The 18,969-nt window shown below is 72.1% G+C and carries 14 protein-coding genes; 12 read left to right on the plus strand and 2 right to left on the minus strand.

Annotated elements, in window-relative coordinates:
* Positions 1–17: 17 nt before the first annotated feature.
* Complete coding sequence (locus ACIBN2_RS01200) at positions 18–4,076, minus strand: discoidin domain-containing protein (RefSeq protein ID WP_399131986.1); 4,059 nt, start codon at positions 4,074–4,076, stop codon at positions 18–20.
* A 161-nt stretch (positions 4,077–4,237) separates the two neighbouring features.
* Between ACIBN2_RS01200 and ACIBN2_RS01205 the strand changes: the two genes are divergently transcribed.
* From ACIBN2_RS01205 to ACIBN2_RS01260, 12 genes are all read left to right on the plus strand, one after another.
* A complete protein-coding gene (locus tag ACIBN2_RS01205) occupies positions 4,238–6,340 on the plus strand; it encodes a glycoside hydrolase family 27 protein (RefSeq protein WP_399131988.1) in 2,103 nt (700 codons plus the stop codon).
* A 14-nt stretch (positions 6,341–6,354) separates the two neighbouring features.
* Complete coding sequence (locus ACIBN2_RS01210; RefSeq protein ID WP_399131990.1) at positions 6,355–7,647, plus strand: ABC transporter substrate-binding protein; 1,293 nt, start codon at positions 6,355–6,357, stop codon at positions 7,645–7,647.
* 1 nt (position 7,648) lies between these two features.
* Positions 7,649–8,584, plus strand: a complete 936-nt coding sequence (locus ACIBN2_RS01215) for a carbohydrate ABC transporter permease (RefSeq protein WP_399131991.1) — start codon at positions 7,649–7,651, stop codon at positions 8,582–8,584.
* Positions 8,584–9,432, plus strand: coding sequence for a carbohydrate ABC transporter permease (locus ACIBN2_RS01220; protein ID WP_399131992.1), 849 nt, complete (start codon positions 8,584–8,586; stop codon positions 9,430–9,432). The genes ACIBN2_RS01215 and ACIBN2_RS01220 overlap by 1 nt, the downstream gene beginning before the upstream one ends.
* A 23-nt stretch (positions 9,433–9,455) precedes the next feature.
* The gene (locus ACIBN2_RS01225) at positions 9,456–11,534 is read left to right on the plus strand and encodes an alpha-galactosidase (protein WP_399132858.1); all 2,079 of its coding nucleotides are present in this window, start codon (positions 9,456–9,458) and stop codon (positions 11,532–11,534) included.
* Between the two features lie 63 nt (positions 11,535–11,597).
* Complete coding sequence (locus ACIBN2_RS01230; protein ID WP_399131993.1) at positions 11,598–12,371, plus strand: SDR family NAD(P)-dependent oxidoreductase; 774 nt, start codon at positions 11,598–11,600, stop codon at positions 12,369–12,371.
* A 49-nt stretch (positions 12,372–12,420) separates the two neighbouring features.
* Positions 12,421–13,173: a FadR/GntR family transcriptional regulator gene (locus ACIBN2_RS01235; RefSeq protein ID WP_399131994.1), complete on the plus strand. Its 753-nt coding sequence runs from the start codon at positions 12,421–12,423 to the stop codon at positions 13,171–13,173.
* A complete protein-coding gene (gene dgoD, locus ACIBN2_RS01240) occupies positions 13,170–14,315 on the plus strand; it encodes a galactonate dehydratase (RefSeq protein WP_399131996.1) in 1,146 nt (381 codons plus the stop codon). Before ACIBN2_RS01235 ends, dgoD begins: the two co-directional genes overlap by 4 nt.
* Before the next feature lie 9 nt (positions 14,316–14,324).
* Complete coding sequence (locus ACIBN2_RS01245) at positions 14,325–15,113, plus strand: hypothetical protein (protein WP_399131997.1); 789 nt, start codon at positions 14,325–14,327, stop codon at positions 15,111–15,113.
* Between the two features lie 26 nt (positions 15,114–15,139).
* Positions 15,140–15,772, plus strand: a complete 633-nt coding sequence (locus tag ACIBN2_RS01250; protein ID WP_399131998.1) for a bifunctional 4-hydroxy-2-oxoglutarate aldolase/2-dehydro-3-deoxy-phosphogluconate aldolase — start codon at positions 15,140–15,142, stop codon at positions 15,770–15,772.
* Positions 15,769–16,644, plus strand: coding sequence for an SMP-30/gluconolactonase/LRE family protein (locus ACIBN2_RS01255; RefSeq protein WP_399131999.1), 876 nt, complete (start codon positions 15,769–15,771; stop codon positions 16,642–16,644). Before ACIBN2_RS01250 ends, ACIBN2_RS01255 begins: the two co-directional genes overlap by 4 nt.
* Positions 16,641–17,648 (plus strand): sugar kinase, encoded by a 1,008-nt coding sequence (locus tag ACIBN2_RS01260; protein ID WP_399132000.1) that lies wholly within the window; start codon positions 16,641–16,643, stop codon positions 17,646–17,648. Before ACIBN2_RS01255 ends, ACIBN2_RS01260 begins: the two co-directional genes overlap by 4 nt.
* 3 nt (positions 17,649–17,651) lie before the next feature.
* On the opposite strand, the gene ACIBN2_RS01265 is transcribed toward ACIBN2_RS01260, so the two are convergent.
* Positions 17,652–18,917, minus strand: coding sequence for a YhgE/Pip domain-containing protein (locus ACIBN2_RS01265; protein ID WP_399132001.1), 1,266 nt, complete (start codon positions 18,915–18,917; stop codon positions 17,652–17,654).
* Positions 18,918–18,969: the final 52 nt, after the last annotated feature.

Raw genomic sequence — 18,969 nt, forward strand, 5'->3', positions numbered from 1 at the left:
GCGCACGTCGACCCGCGCTAGCGGGCGTTGTACGCCTCCACCCGCAACGTCGCCGTCGTCGCCGCCTCGGCGGGCCACGACGCCGTGATGGCGCGGGACTCGCCCGGCAGCAGCCACAGGTAGTTGTCGCTGTACAGGGCGGGCAGCACCCGCCGGCCCTTGGCGTCCACGAGTGAGACGCGGACCATCGCCGCCACCGAGGAGCCGCGGTTGCGCAGCCGCGCCGAGAGTTCCCGGCGGGTGCCCGAGCTGCGCGTCCCGGTGGTGTCGACGGACACCCGGGACGGTGCCAGGGCGCTCAGCGCCTGCATGTCCTCCGGCTTGCGGTACCGCCAGTAGGTGTTCTCGGAGAGCAGTCCGCCGTGTGCGTCCGTCAGCCGCAGCCGCAGCAGGTGGAGCGGCGGCAGACCGTCCCCTCCGTCCAGGGTGAACGCGTCCGCGGTCGAGGAGGGCGCGAGGTCAACGGACTTGCGCTGCTCGGCGCCGAGTGCGCGGCCGGCCAGGTCGTAGCGGCGGGCGGAGACCGTGGCGCCCCTGAGCGTGCCGGGTGTGTGGTTGACCGCGATCACCTCGCCGTCCCCGGCGCCCAGTTGCACGTGCACGGGCTCACCGGCCTTGCGGGCGCCGTAGTAGGCGCCGTTGACGTCGAAGTCGTAGTCGTACGTCTGCCACACCGTGCTGTACCAGGCCGGGTGGGACATCCACAGCATCAGCCCGCTCGCGTCGTCCCACAGGTGGGCGTTCCAGGCCTCGAACATGGCGCGGTGGTTCTCGTAGTTGACGAACTGCGCCTTGCGGCAGAAGTCGTCGAGGTCCTTGGCCGTGCCGAGCCGGGTCTCGATGGCCGCGCGGTAGTTCTGCGGGGCCTGGTTCCCCTTGGTGCTCCAGTCGTGGTAGTACCAGGCGCCGCCGACCGGCCACTCGGGCTCGTCGCCGACCAGGTTGCGCATCGACTCCGCGGTCGGCACGACGGGCATGCCGATCTCGGTGTGGAAGCCGAAGCTGCCGCTGCCGTAGGTGCCGGGGGAGTTGTAGCGCTCCGGCTCCACCCAGCCGTACGGGCCTCCGCCGGAGACGATCCCGCCCGCCGAGTTGTTCTGGTACAGCACGTCCGGCGCCTGTCCGCGCACCGCCGCCCGCATGCCGTCGTCGACCGGCCCGGGCGGGTTGCCCTCGTTGGCGCCGCACCACACGACGACGCTCGGGTGGATGCGGTAGCGGCGCACCGTGTCCTCGGCCAGGTCGAGGAAGGTCTTGTGGTCGGGCGGGTCCATGCCCCAGGCGTTGGGGAAGTCGTTCCACACCAGCAGCCCGTGCTCGTCGCAACTGGCGTAGAACTCCTCGCGGTTGGAGCTGCCCACCCAGTTGCGGATCATCGTGAAGTTCATGTCCCGGTGCATCCGCACCGCGGTGTCCGTGCGCGCGGCCGGCATGCGGCGCAGCAGCTCGTCCCAGCCCCAGTTGCCGCCGCGGCAGAAGACCCGCACCCCGTTGACGCTGATCTTCAGCGGGACGGTGTTGTTGTCGACCGACTTCACGTCCGTCCATGTCTCGCCGTCGTCGGAGACCTGGATCGTGTACGTCTTCGGGTACGCGGTCTCCCACAGGATCGCCACGCGGTCGAACCTCACCGAGGAGCCGAGGTCGACCTGGATCCACTGGTCGTCCTCGAAGGCGGAGGACCAGCGGGAGTTCGGATCGCCGTCGGTGGCGTTGCCCGCCTTGTGGTCGTACTCGTCGGCCGTCGACGCCGTGGCCTGCTGGTGCAGGGCCAGGTCCTTGCCGGGCGCGGCGCTGTCCAGGACCGACAGGCTCCATATCGACGAGCCCCAGCTCGTCGCCCGCTGATGGCAGAAGACCCGCAGGTGCCGGGCCGTCCGCGCGGTGAAGTCCACGGTCTGCAGGGCCGCGGACCCGCTGGAGCGGAACGGCAGCGGGACCGCCGTGTTGTCGACGTCCGCCGCGTCCGTCCAGTTGTCGCCGTCGTCGGAGACCTGGACCGTGAAGGTGCGGGCGTAGGCCTGCTCCCAGGTGATGACCACGCGGTCGAAGGCGACGGACGAGCCCAGGTCGACCTGGATCCACTGGTCGTCCTCGAACGATGAGGACCAGCGGGTGCCGTCGTCACCGTCGGTGGCGTTGGCGGCCTTGTTGCCCGGGTCGTCCACGGAGGACGCGGTGGCATCCTTGTGCAGGGCGAGATCGGTGTCGGGCGCGGAGCCGTCGGCCACCGAAAGGGCCCACATGGACGAGCCCCAACTCGTCGCCCGCGTACGGCACATGATGCGGACGTGCCGTGCCGTCCGGCGGGCGAAGGTCACGGTCTGCGCGTACGCGTCGCTGCCGGACTGGAAGGTGAGCGGCACCTCCCACTCGTAGCCGAACTGGCGTATCCCGAAGCGGGTGGTGCGCCGGTCGCTCTGCGTGCCGCCGACCGTGGCGGTGAGGGTGAGGTCGTGCAGGGCCGGGTCGCCGTACCCGTTGGGCCACCACAACGCGGGCTTCTTCAGGCGCAGTTGCGAGTATTCGGCGGGTGTGAAGGTGACGTCCGCCGTCTTGCCGCCGGGGATCGTGACCGTCCGGGTCAGGCGGATGCCGTCGAAGGAGGCGGCGACGGTGACGCTCCGGTCGTCGGCGTCCGCGTTGCGCACCGGGACGACGATCGTCAGCTCGGCGGTGCCGGTACCGGGCAGGTCGGGCAGCCGGGTGTCCACCCGTGGGTCGCCGATGACCGCGGCTCCCGTGGAGCGCAGCCGGACGTGGTTCCAGATGCCGGCCGCGCGGTCACGCACGGCCGGCATCCAGTCCCAGCCCGAAGAGGCAAGGTAGGTGGGCGAGTTGCGGTTCATCATGTTCGCCCCGGCGTCGACCCACGACAGGCCCGCCGGGCCCTTGTCGCCCGGGCTGCCCGGGAAGGGCATGGGAGATATCCGCACGGCCAGAGACTGTTCGCCCATACTGCTGCTGTCGCCGTCGCCGATCAGGCCCGTCACGTCGAACGCGGCACGGGCGAACGGGAAGGTCACATCGCCCACCCGGCTTCCGTTCAGCCACACCTCGGCCTTGTGGTTGACGCCGTCGAACTCGAGCCAGACATGCCGTCCGGCGCCCGTACGCAGCCCCTTGGGGAGGGCGAAGGCACGCCGGTACCACCAGGAGTGCCGCGAAAGCGCCTCCGGTACATGGAGGTTGTTCAGGCCGGCCACCGGGTCGGGCAGCTTGCCCTGGTCCACCAGCGAGGTCAGCACCGTGCCGGGCACGGTGGCGGGCAGCCAGCGGCTGGTGTCCGCCGACGGCTTCGACAGCGCGGCGCCGTCACCGCCGGCCCAGTCGTCCATGGTCAGGTCCCAGCCGGACTCCAGCGGCACGGTGCCGTCCGCGGCGACCGTCAGGACCGGGGGAGTGCGGTGGTGGGTGCCCCAGTCGGTCCAGCCGGTGACGTGCGGGCGGTCGGTCCGGCAAGTGCCGTACACCTGGAAGCCGTTGAGGCCCAGCGGGTTGGCGTTGGACCGCTTGTGCACGGTCATCCGGACCCAGCGTGCGGTGACCGGCCTCGCCAGTCCGATCTCCACCTCCCCGCCCTTGCCCGAGTCGGTCCGGTGGACCTCGGTCCATGTCCTGTGGTCCCGCGACGTCTCGACGACGAAGTCCACCGCGCAACTGGAGAGGATCTCCTGCCCCGTGGTGTCGATGCGCGGGTTGCCGCCGGAGGCGTCGACGTAGGGCGGGTCGTCCGAGGTCGCCTCGAAAGTGAGGCGGACCGACGTGACCTCGCACAGTGCCTGGAGGTCGACGGAGATCCACTGCGGGTCGCCGGCCGCGGCCCGCCAGCCGGTGCCGCGCACGCCCGCCGCGGGGACGCCGTCGACCGAGAACCCGGCCGGTGTGGGCGCGTAGTCCGTGGAGGACGCCGCGACGGGGCGGTAGGCGGCGAGTTCGCCGGGCTGCGTGGGCTGTCCGGAACTGGACGCGAGAGCGTCGGCGGGGAAGGCCGTGCCGAGGCCGAAACCCGCGAGGAGCGTGGACCCGGTGGAGAGCAGGGTGCGACGCGACGGTCTGAAGGACTGGTCCGACATGAACTGCGGCTCCGATCAGGGACATTGACCTCTGACAACGTTGCCAAACAGTGCACCCGGGTCCGGGTGGTGTCAAGGTTCGCGGCAGGCTCCATCGCCTTGTTTGAATAAATTAGGAATTAATATTGACAGGGTTCCGGCCACGGGCCACAGTCTTCGCCGTGACGACTTCACCCCTGCAAGGACTGGCGGCGACCGCCGCCATCGCGACCGTTCTCACCGTGACCGCCGCCCCCGCGGCCACCGCGCAGAGCGCCGTGGACCAGGGCGCTCCCGCGTACTACGACAGCGGTCTCGCACCCAAGCCCTACATGGGCTGGAACACCTACTACGGTCTCGGCGCGCCCACCGAGAAGGAGGTGCGCGCCGTCGCCGACAAGCTGGTCGGCAGCGGGCTGCGCGACGCCGGCTACGACATCGTCTGGCTCGACGGCGGCTGGCAGGCCGACAACCCCCGTGACGCACAAGGGCGGTTGACGGCCAACCCGGAGCGCTTCCCCTCCGGCATCCCGGCGCTGGTCTCCTACTTGCACAAGCGAGGGCTGCGGGCCGGTATCTACACCGACGCGGGTGCCTACGACGGCGGCAAGAGCTGCGGACTCGGCAGCCGCGGCTACTACGACCAGGACGCGCGGCAGTTCGCGGACTGGAAGGTCGACGCGATCAAGGTCGACTTCCTGTGCGGGATCGGCGCGAAGCTCGATCCGGGGCCCGCGTTCAAGGAGTTCAGCGACGCGGTCGCGGGGTCCGGCCGCAAGATGCTGCTGAACCTGTGCAACCCGCTCACCGACGACTGGGGCCTGCCGCACACCCCCGAGCAGGACGCCCACAACACCTACGTCTACGGCCCGACGACCGCCGACTCCTGGCGCACCGGCACCGACATCGCCTGGGGCACCGCGAGCCCCGGCCAGTGGCCCAACATCCTGCGCAACATGGACGCCAACGCCTGGCACCCCGAGGCGCAGGGCCCCGGCCACTACAACGACCCCGACTACCTCATCCCCATGCGGAAGATGACCGACGGGACGTACGAGCTGACGCAGGAGGAGTCCACCAGCCAGTTCGTGATGTGGGCCGAGATGGGCTCGCCGCTGATGCTCGGCTCCGACCCGCGCACCCTGTCCGCCGCGATGCTCGGCACACTGCGCAACCCGGAGATCATCGCGGTCGACCAGGACCCGCTGGCCGTCCAGGGCGTACGGGTGGCGACCGACTCGGTCGGCGACGTCTACAGCAAGGTCCTTCAGGGACACGGCCGGCGGGCGGTCGTCCTGCTCAACCGTTCCGAACAGCCCGCCGAGCGGACCGTGCGGTTCGCCGACGCCGGACTCGGCGGCCAGGTGCGGGTCCGCGACCTGCGGGCACGCGCCGACCGCGGCGCGCACACCGGCTCGTACACCGTCGAGGTCCCGGCGCACGGCACCGCGTTCCTGAAGCTGACCGGCGCGGACGCCGTGCCGGGCGCGAACCTGGGCGCGAAGAGCTCGGCGAGCCCGGCCGTGGTGCGCGACGGCTCGGAACTGACCACCTTCTTCCGGGGGCCGGACGGCGCGCTCGCCGCCCGGACCGGCGACCGGCAGCGGGATCTCGGCGGCCCGACCCACGGCGAGATCCTCGGCCAGCCCGCCGCCTACGCCTCCGCCGGAGGCCGCGTCGACGTCTTCGTCCGCGGCACCGACGACCGCGCCTACCGGCGGGTGTACGCCGACGGACGCTGGGGTCGATGGCAGTCCCTGGGCGGGCAGTTGACCGACGCGCCGTCGGTGGCCTTCACCGACCCGACGCACTGGACGCTCTTCGCGCGCGGCGCCGACGGCGCGGTGGTGCAGCGCGGGCCGGCCACCGACTGGTCCTCCCTCGGACTGCCGGGGGACAGGCAGACCTACGGCCGCCCCTCCGCCGTCGTCGACAGCCAGGGCCGCGTCAATGTCGCCGTACGCACGGCGGCGGACGACATCTGGACCCGGACGCGGGACGCGTCGGGGCAGTGGTCGGCGTGGAGTTCCCTGGGCGGGACCGTCAGCGGCAGCCCGACGCTGGTCGCCGCCGGTGACTCGGTGGTGCTGTACGCGCGGGCCGCCGACTACACGCTCTGGCAGCAGCGGTACGCCGACGGTGCCTGGCAGGGGTGGAGCAAGCGGCAGGAGTTCCCGAGCGCGGCGTTCGACGGCTCGCTCGGCGCGGTCGCCGGACCGGACGGAGCCGTGGACGCGGTCTTCCGCGGCGTCGACGGCTACCTGCACCGGATCCATTTCGCATAAATTAGGAATCAATCATGGACAACCTTCAGCCCAGCCGCCGCCGGGTCCTCGCCGGCCTCGGAGCCGCCGGGACGGCGGCACTGCTCAGCGGCTGCGTCACCTCGACCTCCTCGGGCAAGACGTCCTCCAAGGGCGATGTGACCCTCCAGTCCAACCTCTCCGCCCCGCAGGCCAAGACCGCGATGGAGGACATCGTGGCGGCCTACGCCAAGAAGGGCTCGGGCAGGGCGAGTCTCAACACGGTCGCCGCCGAGACCTTCCGCACCCAGCTGCCGACGTACCTCACCTCGGCCAATCCACCGGACGTCCTCACCTGGTACCCCGGCTCGGTGGCGGACGCGTACGCCAAGAAGAACCTGCTGCTCGACCTCGACGAGGTGTGGAACTCCTCGCCCGACCTCAAGCGCTACTCCAAGGCGCAGAACCGCCTGTGCACCTCCAGCTCGGGCAAGAAGGTCTTCGTGCCCGCCACCTACTACTGGTGGGGCATGTTCTACCGCAAGTCCCACTTCGCCAAGTGGGGCGTGCGCGAACTCCCCAAGAGCTGGGACGACTTCCTCGGCCTGTGCGACAAGCTCAAGAGCAAGGGCATCGCGCCGATCGGGCTCGGCGCCGGCGGCAACACCCCCTGGGTGGCGTCGGCCTGGTTCGACTACCTCGACATACGGATCAACGGCGCCCAGTACCACCGCGAACTCCTCGCTGGGAAGCACCGGTTCGACGACCCCGAGGTCCGCAAGGTCTTCGACCGCTGGCAGGAGGTGCATCCGTACTTCGACCCGAACGGCGTCGCCATCCCCTTCCAGGACGCCACGACCGCGCTGCTCAACGGCCGCACCGGCATGATGCTCATCGGCACCTTCTTCGCCGATGCCGCGCCCAAGAGCGCCCTGGACGACATCGACTTCTTCCGCTTCCCGATCATCGACGCGAAGATCCCGCTCGCCGAAGAGGCCCCCGTCGACGGCTACTTCGCCAGCGCCCGCACCGGCCGCCGCGAGCAGGTCTACGACCTGATGCGCTACCTCGCCACCGCGGAGGCCCAGGAGACCTACATCAAGGGCTCCTCCGGAACCGTCCTGCCCTGCAACCCCGACGCCAAGGACGCCGGGACCGCGCTGGTGAAGAAGGGACGCGAGCACGTCGACTCGGCCGCCGAGATCACCCAGTTCTTCAACCGCGACTCCAGCGACGCGCTCCAGCCCACCGCGGACACCGCGCTGACCAAGTTCCTGGCCAAGCCCAAGTCGATCGGCTCCATCCTGACCGACTGGCAGCGCGACGCCACGAAGATCTGGAACGCCTGAGATGGCCGTCCTGACCGCACCCGAACGGAAGTCCCCGGCCCGCACGCCCGCAGGCGGCAAGCGGGCCCGGGGCTCCCGGCGCACCCCACCCCTCGTCCTCGCCTTCGTCCTGGTCCCGCTGCTCGCCGAGTCCGTGTGGGTCTTCTGGCCCGCCCTGCAGGGCTTCTACCTGGCCCTCACCAAGTGGGACGGCGTCTCGGCGCCCCAGTTCGTCGGCCTGGACAACTTCCGGGAGATGGCCCACGACGACGTCTTCCGCAGCGCGGCCGGCCACACCGTGCTGTGGCTGGTCGTCTTCGGCGGCCTGTCCGCGGTGCTGGGCCTCGCCGCCGCCCTGCTGCTCCAGCAGGAGCGGCGGGGCGTCGGCTTCTACCGGGCCGCGCTGTTCCTGCCCGTCGTCTTCTCGCTGGTCGCCACCGCCCTGGTCTGGCAGGCGATCTACCAGCCCGACGGCGTCCTCAACCGCCTCCTGGACTCGGTCGGCCTCGGCGGCCTCCAGCACCCCTGGCTCGCCGACCAGGACACCGCCCTGTACGCGGTGATCGTGCCCGCGCTGTGGCGGCAGATCGGCTACGTCATGGTCCTGTACCTGGCCGGCCTCAAGGGCATCGACCCGGCGCTGTACGAGGCCGCCAAGGTCGACGGCGCGAGCGCCTGGCAACGCTTCCGCCACGTCACCCTGCCTCAACTGCGCAGCGTCAACGCGGTCGTCGTGTCCGTCATCATCATCGACTCGCTGCGCTCCTTCGACGTCGTGTGGTCCCTGACCCGCGGCGGCCCCTACCACTCGTCCGAGCTGCTGAGCACCTACATGTACTCGACCGCCTTCCAGTCCCTGCGACTTGGCTACGGCTCCGCCCTCGCCGTCGTCATCTTCGTGCTGGCCTTCGGCGTCATCGCCTCCTACCTCGTCCGCGCGTTCAGGGAGGCCGACTGATGTCCGCCAACTCCACGGCGGTGCGCCGCAAGCGGGCCGCGACCGCCGGATTCCACCTCGGCGCGGGCGCCCTGTCCGCCCTGTGGCTGCTGCCCATCGCCCTGGTCCTGGTCACCAGCCTGCGCTCCTTCGACGACATCGCCGCCCATGGCCTGGGCAGTTGGCCACGCTCCTTCACGCTCTCCAACTTCGGCCAGGCGTGGTCCGACGGCGGCCAGCAACGCGCCCTGATCAACAGCCTGATCGTGACCGTGCCCTGCGTCCTGATCACGCTCGCCCTCGCCGCGATGGCCGCGTTCGCCCTCAGCCGCTACGAACTCCCCTTCCGCCGCGCCCTGTTGCTGCTCATGCTCGGCGGCAACCTGCTCCCCCCGCAGATCCTGCTCATCCCGGTGTCCAAGCTCAGCGAGATGATGGGCGTCTACGACACCCTGCCCGCGCTGATCGGCGTGCAGATCGGCTTCGGCGTCGGCTTCTACGTCTTCGTCCTGCACGGCTTCATGCGGTCGATCCCGCCGGAGATCCAGCAGGCCGCGGTCGTCGACGGCGCCGGACCCTGGCAGATCTTCTGGCGGATCATCCTCCCGCTGACCCGTCCGGCCCTGGCGGCGCTGAGCGCCCTGTCCTTCACCTGGATCTTCAACGACCTGCTCTGGGCGATCACCGTCCTGCGCAGCGACACCAAGATGCCGATCACCGCCGCCCTCATCGGACTCCAGGGGCAGTACGTGTCGATGTGGAACGTGATCGCCGCCGGCTCGGTCATCGCCGCCGCACCCACGGTCGCCGTCTTCCTGCGCTTCCAGCGGCACTTCGTGGCCGGCCTCAACCTGGGAGCGGTCAAGTGACGCACCAGCGCTGGACCTTGCGCATGGAGAACACCAGCTACACCGTGCGCCTGTCCCCGGACGGCCCGTGGGCCGAGCTCGACGCCTGGGGCCCGCTCGGCGTCGAGGACGGCCCCTCCGCCCTGGACTGGTCGCACCGCACGCACTTCATCACGCCCGCCGACGCGGCCCCCGCCGAGTATCTCGCGTACGGGCTGCGGCCGTTCACCGGCGCCGACCTCGTGGCGGCCCGCCCGGGCGAGGAGCGGGGCGTGTGGTGGGAGTTCGACGGCGCGGAGGAGGGCGAAGGCACTTTGCGGCTCGCCTTCGCCGACGACCTGCTCGGCCTGCGTACGGTCCTGTGCTACGCGACCGTGCCGGGCACGGACGTGATCCTGCGCTGGACGGAACACACCGCCCGCGGCGAGGAACTGCGGCTGGAGCGGTTCGACTCGGCAGCGGTGTCCGTCCCGGTGACCGGTGCGGCCCGGCTGACGTACCTCTGCGGGCAGTGGTCGCAGGAATTCCGGCGCACCCAACTCGACCTGCCCCGGGGCACGTTCACGATCGGCAGCCACCAGGGCGCGCCCGGACACGCGTACGCGCCCTGGCTCGCCGTGCAGGAGGGGCACGCGGACGCCGCGTACGGCATCGCCCTGGAGTGGCCCGGCAACTGGCACATGACGGCGGAGGCCGAGCCGGGCGGCAGCGTGCGCTTGCGCGCCGGGCGCGTCCCGCATGAGGGCGCCGTACTGCTGGCCCCCGGCGAGACCCTCGTGACGCCCCGCCTGGCCTGCGCCTTCAGCCCGGAGGGGCTCGACGGCCTCTCCCGCGTCTGGCACCGCTACGAGCGCCGGCTCAGCGGAGACCGGCTGCGCCGGCCCCACAAGGTCCTCTACAACTCCTGGGAGGCGACCGGCTTCGACGTCGAAGCGGCCGGACAGCTCGAACTGGCCAAGGTGGCAGCCGACATCGGCGCCGAACTGTTCGTCGTGGACGACGGCTGGTTCACCGGGCGCCGCGACGACGCCGGGGGACTGGGCGACTGGTACCCCGACCCGGCGGCGTTCCCGGACGGCTTCGGCCGGTTCGTGGCGGACGTACGGGCGCTGGGCCTGGACTTCGGCCTGTGGGTCGAGCCCGAGGCGGTCAGCCCGGACAGCCGCCTGTACGCCGAGCACCCCGACTGGGCCTACCGGATCGAGGGCCGCCCCGCCCGTCTGGTCCGCAACCAGCTCCTGCTCGACCTCGGCCGCGGCGACGTCCAGGACTTCGTGATCGGCACGCTCGACCGGCTCCTCGGCACCCACGACATCAGCTACCTGAAGTGGGACATGAACCGCCCGCCGACCGAGCGCGGCCGGCCGGGCGCCGGGCCCGCCGACCGCCTCGACCTCGACGCCGGGCACGTCGCCGGATACCTGCGCGTCCTCGACCACCTGCGCACCGCCCACCCCGGCGTCACCGTCGAGGGCTGCGCGGGCGGCGGAGGACGCATCGAGCACGCGACGATCGCCCGCACCGACGTCGTGTGGCCCAGCGACAACACCGCCCCGCTCGACCGGCTCGCCACCCAGTACGGCTTCCTGCACGCGCACGCCCCGCACGTCATGAGCTCCTGGGTCACCGACGCCCCCGGCGTCCTCGACCCGCGCCCGCGCAGTCTCGCCTTCCGCTTCGTCAACGCCATGTGCGGGGTCCTGGGCATCGGCGCCGACCTCCGCGCCTGGACGCCGGAGCAGCGCACCGAGGCGGCGACGTGGATCGCCCGCTACAAGGAGGTGCGCGACGTGATCCACCAGGGAGAGGCCCGGCTGCTCGGCAGCCCCGAGGACCGCACCTGCGGAGTCCAGTACGACGCCGGCGATCGGACGGTCGTCGCCGCGCTGAGCACCGGCCGCCTGGACGGCGCCCCGCTGCTGCCCGGCCGCCCCGACCGGCTGCGGCTGCGCGGGCTCGACCCGGCGGCCCGCTACCGCGACACGGCGACCGGGACGACGTACGGAGGGGCCCATCTGCTGCACTACGGGCTCCCGTTCGCCTGGAGCGCCGAGCACGACGCCGACCTGGTCGTGCTGATGCGTGAACCTGGCCGTGCCGATACGCGCACCTCGTCGTGGTGACACGTGAGTGAGCCCCTTATGTTTTCGAGCAAGCCCTTTCCCGCGAAGGAGTCGGATTCCACGATGGACCAGCCCGCACGACGGCACGGCACGCGTTTCACCGGCCGCACGGCCGTGGTCACCGGAGCGGCCTCCGGAATCGGAGCCGCGACCGCCGTACGCCTCGCCGAGGAGGGAGCCGCCGTCGTGCTCGCCGACGTCGCCGAGGAGCGGGGTGAGGCGGTGGCGGAGCGGATCGGCAAGGACGGCGGGCGGGCAAGGTTCGTGGCCGCGGACGTCGCCGCCGAGACGGACTGGGCGCGGGTAGCCGCCGCCGCGCGCGCCTTCGGGCCGGTGGGCGTGCTGGTCAGCAACGCCTTCACGGTCGACGTCACGCCCGCCCACGAGATGACCCTGCCGTCCTGGCAGCGGCAGCTCGACGTGAACCTGACCGGCAGCTTCCTCGGGGTCCGGGCTCTCCTGCCAGACCTCCGGGAGCGGCAGGGCGCGGTGGTGCTGACCTCGTCCGTCCACGCGCACCGCGGCATCCCCGGCCACCCCGCCTACGCCGCCTCCAAGGGCGCCCTGCTCTCCCTGTGCGGCCAGCTCGCCGTCGAGTACGGGCCCGAGGTGCGCGTCAACGCCGTCGTGCCGGGCCCGATCCTGACCGGGGCCTGGGACAGGGTGCCCGAGGACGAGCGGGAGCGCAGCGTCGCCGAGACCGCCGCCCGGCGGTTCGGCACGCCCGAGGAGGTGGCCGCGGCCATCGCCTTCCTCGCCGCCGACGAGGCGTCCTACATCACCGGCACGAGTCTGGTCGTGGACGGCGGCTGGAGCGTCGTGAAGGCGTCCGCATGACCAGCATGGGAACCCCGAAGCACAGGACGCAGCAGAAAGGCTGTACGACATGACCCCCTATGCCCGCCGCGGCGTGCACGGCCAGACCGTGGAGGCCCTCGCCCGCCGCATCCTGGGCGGCGAGATCCCCGAGGGGGCCACGCTCGACCTGGTGGCGCTGCAGAGCGAGCTGGACGTGAGCCTGACCGCCCTGCGTGAGTCCCTGAAGGTGCTCGCGGCCAAAGGGATGGTCGACGCCCGCCAGAAGCGCGGCACCTTCGTGCGCTCCCGGGCCGACTGGAACCTGCTCGACGCCGACGTGCTGCGCTGGCAGTTCGAGGGCGGCCGGGCGGGGGAGGCCGACCGGGCGCTGCTGCGCAACCTGGCCGAGGTCCGCGCCATCATCGAGCCCGCGGCCGTCCGCCTCGCCGCCGAGCGCCGCACCGACGCCGACCTGGCCGCCCTGGACGAGGCGATCACGGCGATGGGGGAGGAGGGCGCGGGGGCCGCCCACGCCGTCGAGGCCGACCTCGCCTTCCACCGCGCCCTGCTCACCGCCACCCACAACGAACTCCTCGAACGCATGGAGATCGTGATCGAGTCCGGTCTCGCCCATCGCGACCGCATCGTGCACAGCTCCCCGCACAGCGAGGACCCCATACCGGCCCACCGCGCCGTCCTGGACGCCGTACGCGATCAGGATCCGCTGGCCGCCGAGGCGGCCATGCGGGACCTGCTCGACCAGGCCGGCCGCGACCTGGACCGGATCGGCACCGCCGACGACGACGAGGACGACGAGACGGAAGGCACCAGCCCTCAGTGAAGATCACCCGTATCGAGACGTTCCTGGTCCCGCCGCGCTGGCTGTTCTGCCGCGTCGAGACCGACGACGGCGTGGTCGGCTGGGGAGAGCCCGTCGTCGAGGGCCGCGCCGAGGTGGTCCGGGCCGCCGTGGACGTGCTCGCCGAGTACCTCGTCGGCCAGGACCCGCTGCGTATCCAGGACCACTGGCAGGTCCTCACCAAGGGCGGCTTCTACCGGGGCGGCCCGATCCTCTCCAGCGCCGTCGCCGGGCTCGACCAGGCCCTGTGGGACATCGCCGGCAAAACGTACGGCGCCCCGGTGCACGCCCTGCTGGGCGGCCCCGTGCGCGACCGCGTCCGCGTCTACGCCTGGGTCGGCGGCGACGAACCCGCCGAACTCGGTGAGCAGATCGCCGAACAGGTGGAGGCCGGCTTCACCGCGGTGAAGATGAACGGCGCCGGAGCCACCTCGCCGGTCTCCACCGTCGCCGAGACCGCGGCCGTCGTCGCCCGCGTGACCGCCGCCCGCGAGGCCCTCGGCCCGGACCGTGACGTCGCCGTCGACTTCCACGGCCGCTTCAGCGCCGCCGCCTCGCGCCGGGTTCTGGCCGAACTCGCCCCGCTGCACCCGCTGTTCGTGGAGGAGCCCGTCCTGCCCGAACAGAGCCATCTGCTACCGGGCCTGGTCACCTCCACCTCCGTGCCGCTCGCCACCGGTGAACGCCTCTACTCCCGCTCCGAGTTCCTGCCCGTCCTCGCCGCGGGCGTCGCCGTGGCCCAGCCCGACCTCTCGCACGCGGGCGGCATCTCCGAGGTGCACCGCATCGCCTCACTCGCCGAGACCTACGGCGCCCAGCTCGCCCCGCACTGCCCCCTCGGCCCGATCGCACTGGCGGCCAGCCTCCAAGTCGCCTTCGCCACACCGAACTTCCTCATCCAGGAACAGAGCCGCGGCATCCACTACAACAAGGGCGCGGATCTGCTCTCCTACGTCGTCGACACCGAGCCGTTCCGGTTCGTGGACGGGTACGCACCGCGCGGCGACGCCCCAGGCCTCGGCATCACCGTCGACGAGACCGCCGTACGCGCCGCCGACCGCACCGGACACACCTGGCGCAACCCGGTGTGGCGGCATGCCGACGGCTCGTTCGCGGAGTGGTGAGTGGTGACGATGGGGTCGGTAGAGATCGTCACCGACGCGGTGCACGGCGGGCGCTGGACCTCGCTGAACGCCGGCGGACGCGAGTGGCTGTGGCGGCGGGAGGGGACCGGCCGCGAGGACGTCGTGCCGGGTGACGCGTTCGTGGACGCGGGCGGTCTGGAGGAGTGCGTGCCGACCGTGCGGGGCACGCCCGATCACGGTGACGCATGGCCGCGGGCGTGGACGAGGGACGGGGCGGGCACGGAGAGCGTGAGCTGTGAGCGGTTCTCGCTGAGCCGGACTGTGCAGGACGGGGGCCGGGTGGACTACGTGCTGTCGGCCGACCCCGGCTTCCGGTTCGTGTGGGCCGCGCACGCGTTGCTCGACCTCTCCGAGCGGGCGACTGTACGGCTGCCCGGAGGAGCGAGCACCCGCCTGTACCCCACGGCGAACGACTCATGGGTGCAAGGCAGCTGGCCCGCGCCCCAGGGCGCACGGCTGGACTGCTTCGGTCCGGACGACGGCACCGCGGTCGGAGCGGTCGTCGACGCCTCCCGCGCGTGCGTCCACGACGGTGAGGACCGGCTGTCCTTCGCCCTCGACGTCCTCGAGGCCGAGGAACAGCCGCTGTCGATCGCCCTGTGGCGCAACCTCGGCGGTTTCCCGGACACGGCCCCCTACCGGAGCTGCGGCGTCGAGCCGATGCTCGGCCGCGTCTTCGACCTCGCCGAGGCGGGTCCCGGCGACGCCGCCCGGGTCCCGGCCTCTGGCAAGGTGCGCTGGCGGCTCACCCTCACAACAGCCTGCAACTGCCCCTGAAAACAAGCGCATTGGAGCAACCGTCCGTGGATCTGCGAGCGGCCCTGGCCGCCCACCGCCTCGTCGCCATCGTGCGCGGCGACGACCCCGCCGCCGCCCTGCGCACCGTGCTGGCCCTCGCCGCCGAGGGCATCGAGCTGATCGAGGTGTCGCTGACCGGCAAGGACGCCCTCACCGTGATCGGGCAGGCCCGGCAGGCGCTCGGCCCCGACCGCGCTCTCGGCGCGGGCACGGTCCTGACGGCCGACGACGCGCAGGCCGCCCGCAGGGCGGGAGCGGACTTCGCCGTCACCCCCGCGCTCGGCGAAGGCGTCGCCGCCGCACGGGACTTGGGCATGCCGGTCCTCGCGGGCGTGATGACACCGACCGAGATCGTGACCGCCCGCGGCCTCGGCGCTGCCGCCCTGAAGATCTTCCCGGCCGCGCAGGCAGGCGGCCCCGCCTACGTCAAGGCGCTGCGCGGACCGTTCCCCGATGCGCCGTTCGTGCCGGTGGGCGGTGTGGACGAGGCGGCCGCGCGCGCCTATCTGGCGGCGGGTGCGATCGCGGTCGGCGTCGGTTCGCCGCTGATCGGCGACGCGGCGGACGGCGGCAGCATCACGCAACTGCGGGCGCGCGCCCGCGCGTTCAGGGATGTCGTGGGGGAGTTCGCGCAGTGACGACCGTGGTATTCGACGAAGCCCTCCGCCCCGACCGCCTGGAGCTCGGCGAAGGCATCCGCTGGACCGGTTCCGGCATCGTGCTGGTCGACATCCTCACGGGCCGGCTGCTCGCCGCGCCCGAGGAGCCGACCGCACCCCTGAAGGAACTGGTCCGACTCTCCGTCCCGTTGGGCGCGGTCGCCCCCGTCGCGGACCGCCCCGGCACCTGGATCGCCGCCGCAGGCACGGGCATCTGTCTGCTCACCCCCGACGGAACGCAGAGCTGGCTGGCGCGCCCCGAGGACGGCGCCCCGTCCCCTCTGCGGATGAACGACGCAGCCGCCGACCCCTCCGGCCGGTTCTGGGCGGGCAGCATGGCCTACGACGCCGACGAGGGCGCCGGGTCGCTGTACCGGGTCGACCACGACGGCACGGTGACCCGGGTCCTGGACGGCATCACCGTGCCGAACGGACCCGCGTTCACGGCCGACGGCACCACGATGTACCTGGCCGACAGTGCACGCGGCATCGTCCGCCGCTTCCTCGTGGACGCTGCGACAGGTGAACTCGGCCCACCCGAGCCCTTCGTGACCGTCGACGACGGCAGCCCCGACGGCATGACCGTCGACGTCGAAGGGGCCGTGTGGATCGCGGTCTGGGGCACCGGGACCGTACGCCGGTATCTGCCGGACGGCCGGCTCGACCGCACCCTCCGCCTGCCCGCGAGCCAGCCAGCCGGTGTCTGCCTGCGGGAGGACGTCCTGCACGTCACCACCGCCCGGGTGGGCCTCACCGCACCAGGCCCCCTGGACGGCGCCCTGTTCACCGCCCGGGTCGACGTGCCGGGCGCTCCGGCCGCCGCCTACCGCTCTTCCCCGGAGGTGTCATGAACGGCGCTCCCGGCATCCCGTTCCCGCAGGACGGCCCCGTCGTCTGCATCGGCGAGACCATGGCCGCCCTGGCGCCCACCCCTCACGGCCCCCTGGACACCGCCGAGGACCTGCGGCTGTCGGTGGCCGGAGCCGAGTCGAACGTCGCCATGTACCTCGCCGATCTGGGCCGTGACGTCTCCTGGCTCTCGGCCCTCGGCGACGACGCGTTCGGCCGGCGGGTGCGGGCGGCCGTGGCCGCAGCGGGCGTCGACGTCACGGGCGTACGGACCGATTCGCAGCGCCCCACCGGCCTGCTGGTGAAGGACCCGGGCCGCGACCGCACCCGCGTCCACTACTACCGCAGCGGTTCGGCGGCCTCGGCCCTCGGTCCGGAGGCGCTGGAAGACGAGCGATTGCGCTCGGCGGCCCTGCTGCACCTCACGGGCGTCACGCCCGCGCTGTCCCCGTCCTGCCGGGACCTGGTGGAACGGGCCCTGGCCGCCCCGCCGTCGCCGGAACGCCCGTACGCCATCAGCTTCGACGTCAACCACCGCCCCGCGCTGTGGCCGGACGGCACGGCGGCCACCGTGCTGCGCGACCTGGCCGACCGCGCCGACATCGCCTTCGTCGGCCTCGACGAGGCACAGGACCTGTGGGGCGCGGGCCTCGAACCGGCCGACGTACGACGGCTGTTGAAGGGGCCGCGCATCCTGGTCGTCAAGGACGGCGGGCGGGCCGCCCACGCCTTCACCGAGACCGGGGGGAACGTGTGCACCGTGCCCGCCCTGCCCACGGACGTCGTCGAACCCGTCGGCGCGGGCGACGCCTTCGCCGCCGGTTTCCTGGCGGGCCTGCTGCGCGGCGAGGACCTGCGGCGCGCCCTGCGCCTCGGCCACGTCACCGCCTCGTCCGCGCTCAAGGTGACCGGCGATCACGGCCCGCTCCCGAACGCCGCGACGATCGCGGGGCTCCTCGACCTCGACGAGGAGGACTGGCCGACCGGACGCCGAGCCGTCCGCTGAGGCTCAAGCCGGCTGTGGCGTAAGCCGCTTGTGCCCCCTGTGGTCGTAGTAGCGCGTCATCGCGAAGCCGAAGAGCAGGGCCAGCGTCGCGCCGATCGCGATCATGATCCAGGAGCGCGTCAGGCCGGCGTCGCCGCGGGCGTCGAAGTAGAGGATGGCGCGGACGCCGTCGCTGAGCTGGCGCATGGGCTCGAAGTGGGAGAGGAAGCGGTAGAAGCCGGGGACCGCTTGGAGGGGCACGGTGGCGCCCGAGGAGGGCAGGCCCAGGACGATGAACACGAACATGGAGACCAGCTGGCCGACCCCGCCGAACGCGGCGTTGATGGCCTGCACGCCCAGCCCGACGGCCAGGGCCGCGCAGTAGGAGTAGACCCACAGCAAGGGAATGTGGGTGGCGTCCATGCCCAGGATGGAGATGGTGGCGACCATGATCAGGGAGACGCTGACGACCGTGATGCCCGCGGTCAGCACCATGTTCAGCAGCAGCGTCTGCGTACGGCTGATCGGCACGGTGGGGCGGCGGGTGTGCCAGGGGCCGATCTCGCTGTCGGTGTAGCCGAGGGCCGTGTCGACGGCGTTCGTGATGATGTTCCCGCCCATGAAGCCCGCCAGCACCAGCAGCAGCGTGTAGTAGAAGGCGCTCAGGCCGAGCCCGCTGTGGCTGCCGATCGGGTGGCCCACCTGGGTGACCACGTTCACCGGGTCCGCCAGCAGCAGCTTGGTCGTGGAGTTCGCCTGGCCTCCCGCGGCCGCGGTGAGCTGCTTGCCGATGGTCTGCGAGGCCTGGTGCGCCGCCGCCGTCGTGATCTGACTGGCGAGGGAGGAACCCAGGCTGCCCTTGCCGGGGTTGGTGAGCACCGTCATCGTCGGCCGGGTGGTGGCGTTGGCGGTGGTGAGCGCCGTGAGCGACGCGGTGAAGTCGGGCGGGACGACCAGGGCGCCGTAGACCTTGCCGGAGTCCAGCTGGTCCTGGGCCTGCGCGCGGGTGAGGGTGCGCCACTCGGCCTTCTCGTTGGACGTGCCCGAGGTGATGGCGGCGGCGATCTGCGCGCCCGCGTTCTGCTTCTGCCCGGGCGGCGGCTTGCCGGTGTCGCTGTTGACCAGGGCGATGGGCAGATGGTGCAGGGCGCCCTGCGGGTTGACGATGCCGCCCATGTAGAGCAGCGCCAACAGCAGGGCCAGCAGTCCGGTCAGGACGGTGGGCACGAGCCACAGCTTGGGGTGGCCCAGCAGGGTGGCGGCACGGGCCTGGGGGCTGGCGTCGGCCATGGCTCTCCGTAGGTCGGGGGAGGACGGGCGTCCACCGCGCGGCTCCTCTACG

The sequence above is a fragment of the Streptomyces sp. NPDC050534 genome (assembly GCF_044457745.1).
Taxonomy (GTDB): domain Bacteria; phylum Actinomycetota; class Actinomycetes; order Streptomycetales; family Streptomycetaceae; genus Streptomyces.